This window comes from Nonomuraea sp. LP-02, assembly GCF_036289125.1.
Taxonomy (GTDB): domain Bacteria; phylum Actinomycetota; class Actinomycetes; order Streptosporangiales; family Streptosporangiaceae; genus Nonomuraea; species Nonomuraea bangladeshensis.
The window spans coordinates 6,953,172-6,969,443 of sequence record NZ_JAXCLK010000001.1 but is presented as its reverse complement, the minus strand read 5'-3'; the positions used below and the strand labels follow the sequence as shown (position 1 = coordinate 6,969,443).

At 72.4% G+C, this 16,272-nt stretch carries 14 protein-coding genes; 7 read left to right on the top strand and 7 right to left on the bottom strand.

What is annotated here, in order from left to right:
- Position 1 precedes the first annotated feature (1 nt).
- Positions 2-1,516 carry an FAD-dependent monooxygenase gene (locus SMD20_RS32790; protein ID WP_329592749.1) on the bottom strand — a complete coding sequence of 505 codons (1,515 nt, stop codon included), beginning with the start codon at positions 1,514-1,516 and terminating at the stop codon, positions 2-4.
- 206 nt (positions 1,517-1,722) lie between these two features.
- Between SMD20_RS32790 and SMD20_RS32785 the strand changes: the two genes are divergently transcribed.
- Both SMD20_RS32785 and SMD20_RS32780 read left to right on the top strand, forming a co-directional pair.
- Complete coding sequence (locus SMD20_RS32785) at positions 1,723-2,922, top strand: cytochrome P450 (protein WP_329588741.1); 1,200 nt, start codon at positions 1,723-1,725, stop codon at positions 2,920-2,922.
- 31 nt (positions 2,923-2,953) lie between these two features.
- Positions 2,954-3,907 (top strand): NAD-dependent epimerase/dehydratase family protein, encoded by a 954-nt coding sequence (locus tag SMD20_RS32780; protein WP_329588739.1) that lies wholly within the window; start codon positions 2,954-2,956, stop codon positions 3,905-3,907.
- A 4-nt stretch (positions 3,908-3,911) separates the two neighbouring features.
- Here SMD20_RS32780 and SMD20_RS32775 read toward each other — a convergent pair whose 3' ends face one another.
- From SMD20_RS32775 to SMD20_RS32755, 5 genes are read right to left on the bottom strand one after another with little or no spacing between them, the layout of a single operon-like run.
- The gene (locus SMD20_RS32775) at positions 3,912-5,180 is read right to left on the bottom strand and encodes an ABC transporter substrate-binding protein (RefSeq protein WP_329588737.1); all 1,269 of its coding nucleotides are present in this window, start codon (positions 5,178-5,180) and stop codon (positions 3,912-3,914) included.
- A gap of 5 nt (positions 5,181-5,185) precedes the next feature.
- Entirely contained in the window at positions 5,186-6,190 is a 1,005-nt protein-coding gene (locus tag SMD20_RS32770; protein ID WP_329588735.1) for a branched-chain amino acid ABC transporter permease, read from the bottom strand.
- Positions 6,187-7,068, bottom strand: coding sequence for a branched-chain amino acid ABC transporter permease (locus tag SMD20_RS32765; RefSeq protein WP_329588733.1), 882 nt, complete (start codon positions 7,066-7,068; stop codon positions 6,187-6,189). Before SMD20_RS32765 ends, SMD20_RS32770 begins: the two co-directional genes overlap by 4 nt.
- A gap of 2 nt (positions 7,069-7,070) precedes the next feature.
- Positions 7,071-7,832, bottom strand: a complete 762-nt coding sequence (locus SMD20_RS32760) for an ABC transporter ATP-binding protein (protein ID WP_329588731.1) — start codon at positions 7,830-7,832, stop codon at positions 7,071-7,073.
- Positions 7,829-8,587, bottom strand: coding sequence for an ABC transporter ATP-binding protein (locus SMD20_RS32755; protein WP_329588729.1), 759 nt, complete (start codon positions 8,585-8,587; stop codon positions 7,829-7,831). The genes SMD20_RS32760 and SMD20_RS32755 overlap by 4 nt, the downstream gene beginning before the upstream one ends.
- Positions 8,588-8,766: 179 nt before the next feature.
- On the opposite strand from SMD20_RS32755, the gene SMD20_RS32750 reads away from it, so the two are divergent.
- From SMD20_RS32750 to SMD20_RS32735, 4 genes are all read left to right on the top strand, one after another.
- Positions 8,767-10,143 carry a PucR family transcriptional regulator gene (locus tag SMD20_RS32750; protein WP_329588727.1) on the top strand — a complete coding sequence of 459 codons (1,377 nt, stop codon included), beginning with the start codon at positions 8,767-8,769 and terminating at the stop codon, positions 10,141-10,143.
- Positions 10,130-11,632: a long-chain-fatty-acid--CoA ligase gene (locus SMD20_RS32745; RefSeq protein WP_329588725.1), complete on the top strand. Its 1,503-nt coding sequence runs from the start codon at positions 10,130-10,132 to the stop codon at positions 11,630-11,632. The genes SMD20_RS32750 and SMD20_RS32745 overlap by 14 nt, the downstream gene beginning before the upstream one ends.
- A gap of 41 nt (positions 11,633-11,673) precedes the next feature.
- Positions 11,674-12,315, top strand: coding sequence for a response regulator transcription factor (locus SMD20_RS32740; protein WP_329588723.1), 642 nt, complete (start codon positions 11,674-11,676; stop codon positions 12,313-12,315).
- Positions 12,316-12,400: 85 nt separating this feature from the next.
- The gene (locus SMD20_RS32735; RefSeq protein WP_329588722.1) at positions 12,401-12,820 is read left to right on the top strand and encodes a pyridoxamine 5'-phosphate oxidase family protein; all 420 of its coding nucleotides are present in this window, start codon (positions 12,401-12,403) and stop codon (positions 12,818-12,820) included.
- Here the strand turns inward: SMD20_RS32735 and SMD20_RS32730 are convergent.
- Positions 12,798-14,486 (bottom strand): GAF domain-containing sensor histidine kinase, encoded by a 1,689-nt coding sequence (locus SMD20_RS32730; protein ID WP_329588720.1) that lies wholly within the window; start codon positions 14,484-14,486, stop codon positions 12,798-12,800. The genes SMD20_RS32735 and SMD20_RS32730 overlap by 23 nt on opposite strands.
- A 198-nt stretch (positions 14,487-14,684) precedes the next feature.
- Between SMD20_RS32730 and SMD20_RS32725 the strand changes: the two genes are divergently transcribed.
- The gene (locus SMD20_RS32725; protein WP_329588718.1) at positions 14,685-16,262 is read left to right on the top strand and encodes a cellulase family glycosylhydrolase; all 1,578 of its coding nucleotides are present in this window, start codon (positions 14,685-14,687) and stop codon (positions 16,260-16,262) included.
- Positions 16,263-16,272: the final 10 nt, after the last annotated feature.

The following is a 16,272-nucleotide window of genomic DNA, read 5'->3' as shown; positions in this document are numbered from 1 at the left end:
GTCAGCTCATGGCCAGCGCGCGGCGGAGGACACCTTCCGGGGTGTCGCCGCGCCAGGCCACGTGCTGGTCGGGGCGGACCAGGGTCAGGGGTTCGCCGGGGAGCGGCACGAGCTCCAGGGGGACGCCGAGGTCGCGGGCCTCCTCCTCCAGGGTCTTGACGCCGGGCGCGGCCGGGTCGCCGAGGAGGGTGAAGCCGCGGCCGAGCCGGTCGTAGAGGGAGACGCCGGGGGCGAGCCAGCGGTGCGGGAGGCGTTCGCCGGCGCCGTCGGCGACGATCGGCGAGCCCGTGTAGACGTAGCCGAGCACCAGGTCCAGGCTGTGGAACTCACTGTGCTTGGTGCGCAGCACGGCCTCGGCCACCGCCGGGCGCACCTTCTCGAACTCGGCCTCGTCGCCCATCAGCGCCGGGTCGGCCAGCTCGGGGGCGAGGGTGGCCATGTTCGCGGCGGCGGCCTCGATGGTGTCGGCGGCGATCGGGCGGCGTTCGGCCTCGTACGTGCCCAGCAGCGCGGCCGGCGCCCAGCCGTTGAGCACGGCGGCGAGCTTCCAGCCGATGTTGACCGCGTCGCCGATGCCGGTGTTGAAGCCGTGGCCGCCGTAGGGCGGGTTCTGGTGGGCGGCGTCACCGGCCAGGAACACGCGGGCGCTCGCGTAGCGGTCGGCCAGCAGCATGCGGGCGGTCCACGGGTCGGTCGCGAGGATCTCGACCTCCAGGTCGTCGTCCCCGGCCAGGTTGCGGACGAGCCGCACCGGGTCGGCGTCCTCGGCCCGTACGCCCTGGGCGATGCACCACCAGGTGTCCTTCAGGTCGAGGCGGCCGGTCAGGCCGGGCTGGGCGGGGTTGAGCACCCAGTAGTGGACGGCGGGGCCGTGCGGGACCCGCTCGGCGAGGCCGGGGGCGCGGAAGACGATGTTGAAGTTGGGCCGGGCGTCCTGGCGGCCCTCGTAGCGGGCGCCGATGGCGGCCCTGGTGACGCTGCGCGGGCCGTCGCAGCCGACCACGTACGCGGCCCTGACCTCGCGTTCCTCGCCCTCGCCCGACACGATCCGCACGGTGACCCCGTCGTCGTCCTCGGTCAGCCCGGCCACCTGCCAGCCGGTGAGCAGCGCGTCCCCTGCCGCCTCCCGCAGGATCTCCTCGACCAGCGGCTGGGGCGCCTGCTGCCCCGGCTCGGCGGCGAGGTCGGAGCCGACCAGGTCGAGGCCGAAGCAGCCGCCGATCCTGGCGATCTCGCGGCCGAGCAGGCTGTTGACGAACACCGCCTGGTCCGACCAGGACACCGCGAGCGGCGCGCGGGCGCGTAACGTCTCGGCGAGGCCCCAGCGGCGCAGCAGCTCCATCGTCCGGGCGGAGGTGGTCTTGGCGCGGGGGCGCAGCCACGACACCGTCTCCCGCGGCTCGACCACCAGGCTCCGCACGCCGTGGTGCGCCAGCTCCACGGCGGTCGCCAGGCCGACGGGCCCGCCTCCGGCGACCAGCACGGGCACCTGCTCGGGCACGCCCGCCTTCTCCATCTCCACCGTCCCCAATCGTCCTCGGAAGTTACGGGCATGCTCCTGGCGTCCCGTCGCCACCGTCAAGGCGCCAGCGGGGGCCCCGGGTCGCGGAAAGGTGATCAAGCGCGGTACGAACCCATAACTGATTGAAGATCACACTAGAGGCACCCCTCCCGCATTGTTACGGTTTACGCCACACCAACGACGATCATTCAGGGGTACGCATGTCCGAGTCCTCGGTGATGCCGCTGCACATGCGGCGCGCGCAGTTCGACCCCGCGCCGGACCTCGCCGCGGCGCGCGAGGAGTCGGGCGTCACCCGGATCAAGACCGCGTTCGGCGCCGACGCCTGGCTCGTGAGCCGGCACGCCTACGTCCGCGAGGTGCTGGGCGACGCCGAGCGGTTCCCGATCGCCAAGCAGACCATCGCGCGGCTGCCCGGAGCCCCCGAGATGACCCCCGAGCAGCTCGCCAAGATCAACGCGGGCAACCTGCTCGGCCAGGACCCGCCGGAGCACACCCGGCTGCGGCGCATGCTGACCCCCGAGTTCACGCTCCGGCGCATGCGGCGCATGGAGCCCCGGGTCAAGGCCATCATCGACGAGCACCTGGACGCCATGGAGGCCGCCGGGGCAGGCGTCGACCTGGTGCCGGCGTTCGCGCTGCCGATCCCGTCGCTGGTGATCTGCGAGCTGCTCGGCGTGCCGTACGAGGAACGCGCCGGGTTCCAGGAGCGCACCAGCCGGATGCTCGACGTCACGGTGCCCGCCGAGGAGCGGGTGGCGCTGCAGTTCCAGTCGCGGGCGTACATGGAGGACCTGGTCGGCCGCATCCAGGCCGACCCCGGCGAGGACCTGCTCGGCATGCTGGTACGCGAGCACGGCGATGACCTCACCAAGGACGAGCTGATCGGCATCGGCAGCCTGCTGCTGTTCGCCGGGCACGAGACGACCTCCAACATGCTCTCGCTCGGCACGCTGGCGCTGCTCCGCCACCCGGAACAGCTCGACCTGCTGCGCAAGGAGCCCGAGCGGATCGAGGCGACGGTGGAGGAGCTGCTGCGCTGGCTCAGCATCGTGCACTCCGGCACCACCAAGGTCGCCGCCACGGAGACCCGGCTCGGCGACACCGTCATCGCGGCCGGCGACCTGGTGATCTGCTCGCTGCCCACGGCCAACAGGGACTCCGGGCTGGTGCCGGACGCCGACCGGTTCGACCTGACGCGCGGCGATCACGGCCACCTCGCGTTCGGGCACGGCATCCACCACTGCCTGGGGGCGCCGCTCGCCAGGATGGAGCTGAAGATGGCCTTCCCCGCGCTGTTCCAGCGCTTCCCGGGGCTGCGGGTGGCCGACGGCGCCGAGCCGCAGTTCCGCTCGTTCAGCGTGGTGTACGGGCTGTCCTCACTCAAGGTCGCCTGGTAGCGCCTGCTCGCCTCCGGGTTACGCTGCGTCCATGCGTGTAGTCGTGATCGGCGCGAGTGGCCACATCGGCACCTATCTCATCCCCAGGCTGGTGGACGCCGGCCACGACGTCGTGGCGGTGAGCAGGGGCAAGCGGGAGCCCTACACCCCGCACGGCGCCTGGCGGCGGGTCACCGCCGTCTCGGCGGACCGGGAGGCGGAGGACGCGGACGGCACGTTCGGGCGGCGGATCGCCGACATGGAAGGCGACGCGGTCATCGACCTCATCTGCTTCGAGGAGACGAGCGCCCGCCACCTGGCCGAGGCGCTGACCGGGCGGGTCCGGCACTTCCTGCACTGCGGGACGATCTGGACGCACGGCCCGAGCGCGCGGGTGCCGACGACCGAGGACCGGCCGAAGCGGCCGCTCGGCGAGTACGGCAAGCGCAAGGCCGCGATCGAGGCGTACCTGCTGGAGCGGGCGCACCGCGACGGGTTCCCGGCGACGATCGTCCATCCCGGCCACATCACCGGTCCTGGATGGGTGCCGGTCAACCCGGCGGGCAACGTCAACCCGGCCGTCTTCCAGACCCTCGCCGACGGGGAGGAGCTGGCGCTGCCGAACTTCGGCATGGAGACCGTGCAGCACGTGCACGCCGACGACGTGGCCAGGCTGTTCATGGACGCGCTGGCCACGCCTTCGGCGTCGGTCGGCGAGAGCTTCCACTCGGTGGCGGCGGGCGCGCTCACGCTGCGCGGCTACGCCGAGGCGGTGGCCGGGTGGTTCGGGCGGGAGGCGCGGCTGACGTACCTGCCGTGGGAGCGGTGGCGGGCCACGGTGTCCGAGGAGGACGCGGCGGTCACCTACGACCACATCATGTACAGCCCGCACTGCAGCATGGCGAAGGCGGAGCGGCTGCTCGGCCACCGGCCCCGCCACGAGGCGCTGGAGGCGATCGAGGAGGCCGTCGGCTGGCTGGTGCGCGCCGGCACCGTCACCGTCTGAGGCGTCAGCCGGTCAGCGGCCCGAACTCCTTGCGCGTGTCGATGACCTGCCCGAACAGCTCCCACCGCTGTCCCTTGAACGTCATCAGCTGCATCGACTCGATCGGGAACGCGTCCCCCTGGCCGGTGCTGAGCGTCACGCCGGGCAGCAGCATGTCGATCGGGACGTTCCGCAGGTCGCGCACCGAGTCCCGCAGCCCTTCCCTGGTCGGGCACTTGGCCGCGTCCATCGCCTTGTGGAAGCTGTTGGCGACGGCCCAGCCGAAGGTCAGGTACGGGATGTTCGGGTCGGCTCCGGGCGCGTACTGCTTGACCTTCTGCTTGTAGAGCGTCATCTCCGCATCGGTCGCCCAGGTCGGGTCGTTCGGGTCCTTGTAGTACGAGCTGGACACGACGCCCTGCACATTGTCGAAGCCGACCGGCTTGAGCACGGTGATCGAGGCGGCGACGTTGTTGATGATGTGCAGCGGGTTCCAGCCGGTGTTCTTGACGTCGGCGGCCAGCGCCTGCGAGCCGAACTTCGGCGTGGTGATGTCGAGGAAGACGTCGGCCTTCGAGCCGGCGAGGTTGCGCATCTGGGGGTCGATGCTGGGGTCGGTGACCTCGTAGCTCTGCTCGGCGACGATCGTGAGCCGGGTGCCCTCGATGGCCTTCTTGAAGCCGCCCAGCAGGTCCTTGCCGAAGTCGTCGTTCTGGTAGAGCACGGCGATCTTGGCGGACGGCTTCTCGGCCTTCAGGTACTGCGCGTAGACGCGGGCCTCGGAGACGTAGTTCGGCTGCCAGCCGATGGTCCACGGGTGCGCGCCGTCGGTGCCCCACTTGGACGCACCGGTCGCGACGAAGATCTGCGGCACCTTGCGCTGGTTGGTGTAGTCCCAGGTGGCGGTGGTGGAGGGGGTGCCGAGCGTCTGGAACAGGGCGAAGACCTGGTCCTGCTCCACCAGCCTGCGGGCCTCCTCGACGGCCTTCGGCGGCTGGTAGCCGTCGTCGCGCACGATGAACTCGACCGTGCGCCCGCCGATGCCGCCCTTCTCGGCGTTGACGTAGTCGAAGTACGCCTTGATGCCCTTGGGGATGTCCCCGTAGGCGGAGGCCGGGCCGGACAGCGGGTAGATGCCGCCCAGCTTGATGCTCTTGTCGGTGATGCCGGTCGTCTGCTGGCCCTGGCACTGGCCGGACGCGGCCGTCCCGGCGTCGCCGCCGCTCTCGCGCCCCCCGCAGGCGCCGACGGCGACCAGGAGCAGCGCCGCGCAGCCGATCGCAGATACACGCATCCCTCTTACTCCTTCCGGGGGATTTTCCTGATCAGGCGGCCGGCCAGCCCGGCGAGGCCCGTGGGAGCCACGTACATCACCGCGATGATCAGCAGGCCGAAGATGACGCCGGGCGCGGCCTCGTTGAGGTCCTGCGCGATGCTGGGGACGAACATCACGAACAGCGCGCCGAGCACCGGCCCGGCCGTCGAGCCGAGCCCGCCGACGACCAGGCCGGCGAGCAGGGTGATCGACAGGTTGACGGTGAACGAGTCCGGCGAGACGAACCCGATCACCCACGTGTAGACGCAGCCGGCCACGCCGGCGAACATCGCGCTCCACGCGAAGGCCAGCGTCTTGTACGCCGACAGCCGCACCCCCATGACCTCGGCCGCGCCCTCGTCGTCGCGCAGCGCGTGCAGCGCCCGCCCCACCCGCGACCGCAGCAGGCTGCCCACCAGCGCGAACGAGACCACGGCGACCGCGAGGGCGAGGAAGTACAGCCACTGGTCCTCGGCGAGCCCGCTCCAGGCCGGCGGGCTCGGCTTGGGCAGCGTCAGCCCCATCGAGCCGCCGGTGACGTGCTCGAACCGCTTGAGCAGCGGCACCAGGAAGATCGCGATGGCCAGCGTGACGAGCGCCAGGTAGAGCCCGCGCAGCCGGACGGCGGGCACCCCGAACGCCAGCCCCAGCAGGAACGCCACGACCGCCGCGGCCGGCAGCGTCAGCGGGTACGGCAGGCCGGGCCCGTGCGTCAGGACCGCCGCCGTGTACGCGCCCACGGCGAAGAACGCCCCGTGCCCGAGCGAGATCTGCCCGGCGTGCCCGACGAGCAGGTTCAGCCCGAGCAGCGCGACCGCGTACACCAGGACCATCGTGAGCTGGAAGACGTGGAAGGGGACGAGCTGGAACGGCGCGTAGAGCGCGGCGGCCAGCAGCGCGACCGCCGCCGCCCTGCGCCGCACGGCAGGGGTCCATCGGGGGCGGCGCGCGGGGCGGGTGTCCACGCCGGCGTCCTCGACCTGGGTCATGCGCGTTCCACCACCGCTCGGCCGAACAGCCCGCGTGGCCGTACCAGCAGCACGCCGAGGATGATCGCCAGGGGCACCCCGATCTTGAGGTCGGAGCCGACGGCGGGCACGTACGCGCCGGCCAGCGTCTCCGCCACGCCGACGATCACGCCGCCGGCGACCGCGCCGGCCGGGCTGTCGAACCCGCCGAGCGTGGCCGCCGCGAACGCGTAGATGAGGACGCCGCCCATCATGTTGGGCTCCAGGAACAACAGCGGCGCGACCAGCACGCCGGACACCGCGCCGACCGTCGCGGCGAGCCCCCAGCCGAGCGCGAGCGTGCGGCCCACGCGGATGCCGACCAGGCGGGCCGAGTCGGGGTTCGCGGCCACGGCCCGCATGCCGAGCCCGATCTTGGTGTGCTGGAAGAGCAGGTACAGCAGGCCCATGACCAGCGCCACGACGCCGAGCACGCCCAGCGTCGAGAAGCCGACGCTCACCCCGCCGACCTCCAGGGCGCCGCGCGGGAACGGGTTCGGGAAGTCCTTGATGAGGAACGTCCAGATCCAGCCGGCGGCGGCGTTGACGAAGATGAACAGCCCGACGGTGACGATCACCAGGGTCAGCTCGGGCGCGCCCTCGACCGGCCTGATCACGATCCGCTCGATGAGCATCCCGCCCGCGAACGACACCGCCAGCGTGAGCGCCAGCGCCGCCCAGAACGGCAGCCCCGCCGCCATGGACTGCCAGGCGACATAGGCGGAGAACATGGCCAGCTCGCCCTGGGCGAAGTTGACGATCCCGGTGAACTGGTAGATCAGCACCAGGGCGAGCGCCAGGCTGGCGTAGACCGCGCCCGCCCCGAGCCCTTCCACAACCTGCTGCAGGAACCCGGCCACGGCTACACCCGGTATCCGAGGTAGGACTGTGCGACCTGCTCGTCCGCCCTGATCTGCTCGGCCGTGCCGGACAGCACGATGCGCCCGGTCTCCAGGACGTGCGCCTGCCGCGCGACGCCGAGCGCGAGGTGGGCGTTCTGCTCCACGACGACCACGGTGGTCCGCTCCTCTCGGTTGACGGCCTGGACGATGCGGAACAGCTCCCGGGTGACCAGCGGCGCGAGGCCCAGCGACGGCTCGTCGAGCAGGAGCACCTTGGGCCGCAGCATGAGCGCCCTGCCGAGCGCGAGCATCTGCTGCTCGCCGCCACTGAGGCTGCCCGCGACCTGCCCGAGCCGGTCGCGCAGCGGTGGGAACCAGGAACAGACGCGGTCGAGGTCGTCCTCCACCGCGCGTCCACCGCGTCCACCGCGTCCACCGCGCCCGCCGCGCCCGCCGCGCCCGCCGCGCCGGACGAACGCGCCGAGCCGCAGGTTCTCCTCGACCGTCAGCGGCATGAACGTGCCGCGTCCCTCGGGCACGTGCGCCACGCCCAGCCGGGCCACCGCGTCGGGCGGACGGCCGGTCAGCGCGGTCCCGCCGAGCCGGATCACGCCGCGCGCCCTGACCATGCCCGACAGGGCGCGCAGCAGCGTGGTCTTGCCCGCGCCGTTCGGGCCGAGGATCGCGCAGATCTCGCCCTCGGCCACGCTCAGGTCCACGCCGTGCAGCACGCGGGCCTCGCCGTAGCCGGCGACCAGGCCCTCCACCACCAGGAAGCTCATACGGCCGTCCCCAGGTACGCCTCGATGACGCCGGGATCGCGCTGCACCTCGGCCGGCGACCCCTCGGCGATCTTGCGGCCGAAGTCCAGGCAGACGATGCGGCGGCAGACGCCCATGACGAAGCCCATGTGGTGCTCGACCACGACCACGGTGAGGTCGTAGGCGTCCTTGAGCTCGCGGAGGGTGCCGGCGAACTCGGCCACCTCGGCCGCGTTCAGCCCGTTGACCGGCTCGTCGAGGAGCAGCAGCCGGGGGCGGGCGACCAGCGCGCGGGCCAGCTCGACCCGCTTGAGCGTGCCGAACGGCAGCCCGCTCGCGGGATGATCGGCCACCCCGGTCAGGCCGAGCCGGTCGAGGACGGCGTCGGCGTCGTCGCGCAGCTCGCGCTCCTCGCGCCGCACGCCGGGCAGCCGGAGCCCGGCCGTCAGGAAACCGGCGCGGCCCCGATGGTGCGCGCCGGCCAGCACGTTGTCGCGGACGGACATGCGCGGGAACAGGCCGAGGTTCTGGAAGGTCCTGGCGATGCCGAGCCGTACGATCGCGTGCGGGGCCACCGCCCGCAGGTCCGTCCCCTCGTAGGCGATGACGCCGGACTCGGCCTCGTAGCGGCGGGTCAGGCAGTTGAACAGCGTGGTCTTGCCGGCGCCGTTGGGCCCGATGAGCCCCACCATCTCGCCGCGCGCCACCGCGAAGCTCACGCCGTGCAGCGCGGTGATGCCGCCGAAGCGGACGGTGAGATCGCGCACCTCCAGCATCCGGCCTCCTGGAGAACATTGTTCTGACGCGTGGGCTCAGCGTAGGATCCGCTCGTCAGGGGCCGCATTGGGCACGGTGACCCAAGATGTCCGCGGCATGTTGTCCGCGGAGCACAGCGACGGTCTCATCCCGGTCACGACCCGTTGACCGCCCGGCCACGGGCATGGATCATCCCGGCATGTCCGGTCGTTTCCGCACAGAAACGCTCACTGGCACCGAGGCCGTCCGCGCGCAGCGCGCGCGGATCCTCGCCGAGCTGCTGGACAACGCCCAGGACCTGGCCGACGCCGGGGCGGCGGCGATCCGGGCCGAGGTGCCCACGTACGCGGCGCAGGGCGGCGACTTCCACGCCGACGTACGCGACCAGGTACTCAGGCACTACCGCGCCAAGCTCGCGGTGCTGCTGGAGGAGCGGCCCGTGACGGCGGCGGACATCGCCTTCGTCCGGCGGGCGGCGATGCGCCGCGCCCGCGCCGGGGTGCCCCTCGCCGACTACATCAACGCCTACCGGATCGGCCAGCGCGTCTTCTGGGAGTCGCTGGTCGAGCGGGCCGGCCCGACGCCCGCCGGGCGGGAGGCGGCGCTGTCGCTGGCGGTCGCCCAGATGCGCTACTGCGACTTCGCGAGCACGCAGGCCGCGTACGCCTACATGGAGTTCCAGCAGTACGCCGCCGCCGAGTCCGTACGGGAGAGCCGCGGCCTGCTGGAGACGCTGCTGGCCGGCGGCACGCCCACGCGCGGCAGGGAGCTGGCCGCCGCGCAGGCGCACGGCCTCGCGCCGGACGCCCGCACGCCGCTGCTCGTCGTGGTCGCGATGCTGGTCGAGGCCCCCGCCCCGGAGGCCGCCGGGCTCAACAGGGACGCCGAGGCCAGGCACGCGGCCTGCGCCGCCCTCGCGAGGACCGGCGGCAACGGGGCCCGCACGCTGTCGGTCGTGCGCCAGTCGGAGATCGTGGCGGTGCCCGTGCTCGGGCCGGGCGCGGAGGCCGGGGAGCTGTGCGACCGGCTGCAGGCCGTGGTCAGGAGCCTCGCCGGCGAGGGCATCAGGCTCGCCCTGGGGATCAGCACGCCGGTCGCCGGGCCGGCGCAGATCCCGCAGGCGTACCAGGAGGCGAGGGCGGTGCTGGACTTCGTGCCCGAGGAGGGCGGGGTCGCGGCGCTGCCCAGGATCACCCCGTTCCAGTACCTGGCGCTGCGGGCCGACGACACCGCCCGCCACCTGGTGGACCCGCGCATCACGGCGCTGCTGGAGGAGGACCGGGCGCGCGGCGGCGTGCTGACCGCGACGATCCGGGCGTTCGCCGCCGCCGACCTCAACCTGCGCACCGCCGCCGAACGCCTCCAGATCCACCCCAACACCGCGCAGTACCGGATGCGCCGCATCCAGCAGCGGACCGGGCGCAGCCTGCGCTCGATCAACGACCTCGTCGAGCTGCTCGTCGCGATCGCGTTGCAGGACGCGGTCCCCACCAATGACGGCCGGGAAAGACTGGCCGCCGTGACCGATGAGGGGCGGCGGCGAGCCGGCGTACGGTCCTCCCATGAACCTCGCTGACCGGCTCCACCACGCCGCCGTGCGGCTCGGCGGCCGAGCGGTTCTCACGCTGGACGGGGCGGCGCTGACCTACGGCGCACTGGATGAGCTGAGCGCCCGCCTGGCCGGGCTGCTGCGCCGTCGCGGGATCGGCCGCGGCGACCGGGTCGCCGTCATGCTGCCGAACGTGCCGGAGTTCGGCGTCGTCTACTACGGGGTGCTGCGGGCCGGCGCCGTGGTGGTCCCGCTGGACCCGCTGCTGAAGCGCCGCGAGATCGCCGCCTACCTGGGCGACTGCGGCGCGCGGCTGCTGCTCGCCTGGCACGCCTACGCCGAGACCGCCGAGGCGGGGACGGCGGGCACCGCGGCCGACTGCTTCTTCGTGGTGCCCGGCGAGCTGCCGCGGCTGCTGCGGGCCGTGCCCCCCGAGCGCGAGCCGGCCCGCACCCGCGCCGACGACACCGCCGTGCTCCACTACACCTCCGGCACCACCGGCCGGCCCAAGGGCGTCGAGCTCACCCACGCCAACCTGGCCGGCAACGCCGAGGCCGTGGCCCGCATGCACGCGCTCGGCGTGGACGACGTGGTGCTCGGCGCGCTGCCGCTCTACCACACCTACGGCCAGACCTGCTCGCTCAACGCCACCGTGCACGCGGGCGCGCGGCTGACGCTGCTGCCCCGCTTCGAGGCGGGCCGGGCGCTGGAGGTGATCCGGCGCGACGGGGTGACGGTGTTCCAGGGCGTGCCGACCATGTTCATCGCGCTGCTCGACCATCCCGGCGTGTCCGACCTGTCGATGCTGCGGGTGTGCACCTCGGGCGGGGCGGCGCTGCCGCTCGACGTGCTGCGCGCGTACGAGGCCCGCGTCGGCTGCCGCATCGTCGAGGGCTACGGGCTGAGCGAGACCTCGCCCGTCGCCGCCGCGAACCGGGGCGGGCCCGGCCGCCGCCCCGGCTCGATCGGCCGCCCGATCAGGGACGTGGAGATGAGGGTGGTCGGCGAGGACGGCCGCGAGCTGCCCCGAGGCGAGATCGGCGAGATCGTGGTACGCGGCCCCAACGTCATGAAGGGCTACTGGAACGACCCCGCGGCCACCGCCGAGGCGCTGCGCGACGGCTGGTTCCACACCGGCGACCTCGGCCGGGTGGACGACGACGGCTTCTTCTTCCTGGTGGGCCGCCGCCGCGACATCATCATCCGCGGCGGCTACACCGTCTACCCGCGCGAGGTCGAGGAGGTGCTGTACGAACACCCGGCGGTGCGGCAGGCGGCCGTGCTCGGCATGCCGCACCCGGAGCTGGGCGAGGAGGTCGCGGCCGTGGTCGCGGTACGGGCGCCGGTGAGCGAGGAGGAGCTGCGCGGGTTCGTACGCGAGCGGGTGGCGGCGTACAAGTATCCCCGGCACATCACGTTCGTGGCCGAGCTGCCGACCAGCCCCACCGGCAAGATACTCAAGCGGGAGCTGGGGCAGCTCACGGCGGTGACCCCTGGCTCGCGATCCGGGACCTAGGTCCCTACCTGACAGGGCCGGTCGGCGGCTAGCGTGGAGGCATGATTCACGTGTTCCTTGTCGACGATCACGAAGTCGTGCGCAGGGGCGTGGCGGCCCTGCTCGACTCCGAGGACGACATCGAGGTCATCGGCGAGGCCGGCACCGCCGAGTCCGCGATCGCGCGCATCCCCGCGCTCAAGCCGGACGTCGCGGTGCTCGACGTCCGGCTGCCCGACGGCAACGGCGTCGACGTGTGCCGCGAGGTGCGCTCGCGGGTGCCGGGGCTCGCGTGCCTGATGCTGACGTCGTTCGCCGACGACGACGCGTTGTTCGACGCCGTGATGGCCGGCGCCTCCGGCTACGTGCTCAAGCAGATCCACGGCTCCGACCTGGTGGGTGCGGTGCGCACGGTCGCCTCCGGGCAGTCGCTGCTCGACCCGCAGACCACGGCGTCCATGCTGCAGCGGCTGCGCGAGCAGGCGGCCAGGAAGGATCCGCTCGCGGCGCTGTCGGAGCAGGAGCGGCACATCCTCGACCTCATCGGCGAGGGGCTGACCAACCGGCAGATCGGCGAGCGGCTGTTCCTGGCCGAGAAGACGGTCAAGAACTACGTCTCCAACCTGCTGTCCAAGCTCAACATGCAGCGGCGCACCCAGGCCGCCGCCCTGGCCGCCCGCCTGCGCACCGAACGCCGCCCGTAAGCTCCTCCGGTCCTGGCGGAACGGCGGACATGAAGGGACTTTCGTCCCTAAGTGCCCGCCCGGTCCGGCGGCGATGCTGGCGGGTATGCGACTCGATTCGTCCGGACTCCAGGTGCTCACCGACGAGGAGTGCCTGCGCCTGCTCGCCTCGACGCCCATCGGGCGGATCGTCTTCACCGACCGGGCGCTGCCCGCGGTGCAGCCGGTCGCGTTCTGCCTCGACGGCGACGGCATCGTCATCCGCACCGGCGCCGGCTCCAAGCTGGCGGCGGCCACGCGGCGGGCGGTGGTCGCGTTCGAGGTGGACGACTATGACCCCGTGCTGCGTACGGGCTGGTCGGTGAGCGTCGTCGGGCACGCCGACGCGGTCACCGACCCCGCCGAGACCGCCCGGCTGGCCGAGCTGCCGCTCGACCCGTGGCTGCCGGGCCGCCTCGACCACTACATCCGGGTCAGCCTGGAGCAGATCAGCGGACGCCGGATCACAGCGGGACACTCCACCTGATCGCGGTGCCGCCCTGCTCCCCCGGCCCTGCCGTGAACGAGCCCCCGAGCCGCGTCGCGCGCTCCTCCAGGTTGCGCAGGCCGCTGCGCCGGCCGCCGGACGGCAGGCCCACTCCGTTGTCGCGGACCGACAGCGCGAGCAGGTCGCCCGTCACCTCCACCGCCACGTCGGCCCTGGTCGCCTTGGCGTGACGGACCACGTTGGACAGCGTCTCGCGCAGGACGGCGAGCAACTGCTCGGCGAGGTCGTCGGAGATCCTGGCGTCGAGCTGGCCCTCCATGCGCAGCCCCGGCATGAAGCCGAGGTGGCCACGCGCGCCCTCCACCAGCTCCACGATCTGGCCGCGCAGGCTCGGGGCCGCGCTTTCCCTGACGTTCTGGAGGGCGAAGATGGTCGAACGGATCTGCCGGATGGTCTGGTCCAGCTCGTCGATCGCGTGCTGGAGACGGCCGGACGCCTCGGGGTGCTCGACCAGCCGGACCGTGCTCATCAGCGTCATGGCCGTGGCGAACAGCCGCTGGATGACCACGTCGTGCAGGTCCTTCGCGATGCGGTCGCGGTCTTCGAGCAGGCTCAGCCGCTCGGCGTCGCGGCGGGTGTCGGCCAGCTCCAGCGCGATCGCCGCTTGCCCGCCGAACGCCTCCAGCGCCCGCATGTCGCCCGCGGTGAACGGCATGCGGCCGACGCACTTGGCGAGGGCCAGCACGCCGCGTACCGAGTCGCCGGCGCCGAGCGGCAGCAGCAGCTCCGGGCCGTAGCCGAGCTCGCGCAGGCGGGAGTCGGCGTCGAGCGGGTCGGGCGAGTGGAGCGCCCGGCCTTCGCGGAAGACCTCGCCGGCCGCCGTCGTGTCGAGCGCGTAGGACATCTCGGTCAGCTCGCCCTCGGCCGTGCCCTCGGCGAACTCGACCAGCAGCCGCTCGCCCGCCGGATCGGGCAGCAGGATCCGGGCCAGGTCGGCGTCGGTCATCTGCCGGGCCCTCGCCGCCACCATGGTCAGCACCTCGCGGGTGCCGCCGCCGGACAGCAGCCGGGTGGTCACCTCGGTGGACGCCTCCAGCCACGCCTCGCGGCGGCGCGACTCCTCGTAGAGCCGGGCGTTCTCGACGGCGACGCCGGCGGCCGTGGCCAGCGCGATCACGATGGCCTCGTCCTCCTCGTCGAACTCGCCGCCGCCGCGCTTCTCCGTCAGGTAGAGGTTGCCGAACACCTCGTCACGGACCCGGATGGGCACGCCGAGGAAGGTGCCCATCGGCGGGTGGCCGGGCGGGAAGCCGTAGGACTCGGGGTGGTCGGAGATCCGGCCCAGCCGCAGCGGCCGGGCGTCCTTGATCAGCAGGCCGAGCAGGCCCAGCCCGTGGGGCCAGTGCTCGATGGCCGCGATCTCCTCGTCGCTCAGCCCCACCGGGATGAACTGCACGAGGGTCTGTTCCTGCCCGACCACGCCGAGCGCGCCGAAGCTGGCGTCCACCAGCTTGGTCGCGGTCTCCACGATGGTGCGCAGCACGGTCTCCAGATCGAGGTCGCTGCCCACCGACACGACCGCCTCCAGCAGGGCGTGCACGCGGTCGCGGGTGGCAAGCACGGCGTTGAGCCGCACTTGGAGCTCCGACAGCAGCTCGTCCAGCCGCATGTTCGGCATCAGGGGGCGATGCTCGTCATCCACCATGCGTTCAGTGTCGCACCATGAGGAGCCGGTCAACATCGCAGGTAGGGATGATCACGCCGACCGGCGGCGGCGCCACCGAAGTGAAAGTTTCACGCATTCGCGCAGGTCAAGGCCAGGGTCGCGGGCCTGCGCATTGACGGTCGGCGAGGACGGTGGCGAGCATGACGGCCGCGTTCCCCTCCTCGAAAGGGCACCCCCATGCACTTGTCCAAGGTGGCGGCGTCCGCCCTGGCCGCGCTCGTGGCGGGCGCGGCGGTGACGGTCGCGCTGACCACGGCCGCTCCCGCCGGAGCAGCCGCCGGCACAGGCACCGGCTACCTCCGTACCAGCGGCAACAAGATCGTCGACAGTACGGGCGCGACCGTGCGCCTGACCGGGATCAACTGGTTCGGCATGGAGACCGACAACAAGACCTTCCACGGCCTGTGGTCGAGCAATCCGTGGAAGAGCCAGATCGACCTGATGGCCCGGCTCGGCTACAACACGCTGCGGGTGCCGTACTCCAACGACGCGCTGAAGCCCGGCGCCGCGGCCACCGGCGTCAACGACTACGTCAACCCTGACCTGGTCGGCCTGTCGCCGATGCAGATCCTGGACAAGGTCGTCGACTACGCGGGCAGCAAGGGCATGCGGATCATCCTCGACCGCCACCGCCCGACCTCGGCCGGCCAGTCACCCCTCTGGTACGTCCCCGCCACCCCGGAGACCACCTGGATCAACGACTGGAAGGCCCTCGCCCAGCACTACGCGGGCAACCCCACGGTCATCGGGGCCGACCTGCACAACGAGCCGCACGCGCAGGGCACCAACCCGAACGCCACCGGCGCCTGCTGGGGCTGCGGCGACCAGTCCCGCGACTGGCGGCTCGCCGCCGAGCGCGCGGGGAACGCCGTCCTGTCCGTCAACCCCAACTGGCTGATCTTCGTCGAGGGCGTCAGCTGCCCGAGCGGCGGCGAGCCCAACATCTGGGACGGCGACCCGAGCAACGACGAGGACTGCGGCTGGTGGGGCGGCAACCTGTCCAAGGCCGGCCAGTTCCCGGTGCGGCTGAACGTGGCCAACCGCCTGGTCTACTCCCCCCACGAGTACGCCACCTCGGTCTACCACCAGAGCTGGTTCGACGACCCCGCCTACCCGGCGAACATGCCCGCCATCTGGGACAAGTACTGGGGCTACCTCTACAAGCAGAACATCGCCCCGATCATGCTGGGCGAGTTCGGCACCACGCTGGCCTCGAACGTCGACAAGATCTGGCTCCAGGAGCTCATGAAGTACCTGGGCACCGGGGTCAACGGGATGTCGTTCACGTACTGGTCGTGGAACCCGAACTCCGGTGACACCGGCGGCATCGTCAACGATGACTGGACCACCATCAACCAGGCCAAGCAGGACATCCTGCAGCCGTACCTGATCCCGCCGGTCGGCGGCCCCACGAGCACGCCGTCGAGCACGCCGTCGAGCACGCCGACCGTGGTGCCGCCCGGCCAGTGCACCGTCGCCTACCGGCAGGTGAACTCCTGGCAGGGCGGCTTCCAGGGCGAGGTCACCGTCAAGAACACCGGCTCCTCGCCCATCACCGGCTGGAGCGCCACCTGGACGTACCCGTCGGGCGTCACGCTGGTCAACGGCTGGAACGCGGTCGTCACCCAGTCCGGCACGACGTGGACGGCTAAGGGGCCCGACTACGCCCGTACGCTCGCGCCCGGCGCGTCCGTGGTGGTCGGCTTCACCGCCAACGGCCCGGCGGGCACCCCGCAGAACGCCGCCTGCTCCTGACCCCCTAGCG

What these genes read in the sequence shown, in the direction of transcription:
- SMD20_RS32790 (WP_329592749.1), bottom strand. Translation starts at nt 1,516, where the DNA reads ATGGAGAAGGCGGGCGTGCCCGAGCAGGTGCCCGTGCTGGTCGCCGGA.
- SMD20_RS32785 (WP_329588741.1), top strand. Translation starts at nt 1,723, where the DNA reads ATGTCCGAGTCCTCGGTGATGCCGCTGCACATGCGGCGCGCGCAGTTC.
- SMD20_RS32780 (WP_329588739.1), top strand. Translation starts at nt 2,954, where the DNA reads ATGCGTGTAGTCGTGATCGGCGCGAGTGGCCACATCGGCACCTATCTC.
- SMD20_RS32775 (WP_329588737.1), bottom strand. Translation starts at nt 5,180, where the DNA reads ATGCGTGTATCTGCGATCGGCTGCGCGGCGCTGCTCCTGGTCGCCGTC.
- SMD20_RS32770 (WP_329588735.1), bottom strand. Translation starts at nt 6,190, where the DNA reads ATGACCCAGGTCGAGGACGCCGGCGTGGACACCCGCCCCGCGCGCCGC.
- SMD20_RS32760 (WP_329588731.1), bottom strand. Translation starts at nt 7,832, where the DNA reads ATGAGCTTCCTGGTGGTGGAGGGCCTGGTCGCCGGCTACGGCGAGGCC.
- SMD20_RS32755 (WP_329588729.1), bottom strand. Translation starts at nt 8,587, where the DNA reads ATGCTGGAGGTGCGCGATCTCACCGTCCGCTTCGGCGGCATCACCGCG.
- SMD20_RS32750 (WP_329588727.1), top strand. Translation starts at nt 8,767, where the DNA reads ATGTCCGGTCGTTTCCGCACAGAAACGCTCACTGGCACCGAGGCCGTC.
- SMD20_RS32745 (WP_329588725.1), top strand. Translation starts at nt 10,130, where the DNA reads ATGAACCTCGCTGACCGGCTCCACCACGCCGCCGTGCGGCTCGGCGGC.
- SMD20_RS32740 (WP_329588723.1), top strand. Translation starts at nt 11,674, where the DNA reads ATGATTCACGTGTTCCTTGTCGACGATCACGAAGTCGTGCGCAGGGGC.
- SMD20_RS32735 (WP_329588722.1), top strand. Translation starts at nt 12,401, where the DNA reads ATGCGACTCGATTCGTCCGGACTCCAGGTGCTCACCGACGAGGAGTGC.
- SMD20_RS32730 (WP_329588720.1), bottom strand. Translation starts at nt 14,486, where the DNA reads ATGGTGGATGACGAGCATCGCCCCCTGATGCCGAACATGCGGCTGGAC.
- SMD20_RS32725 (WP_329588718.1), top strand. Translation starts at nt 14,685, where the DNA reads ATGCACTTGTCCAAGGTGGCGGCGTCCGCCCTGGCCGCGCTCGTGGCG.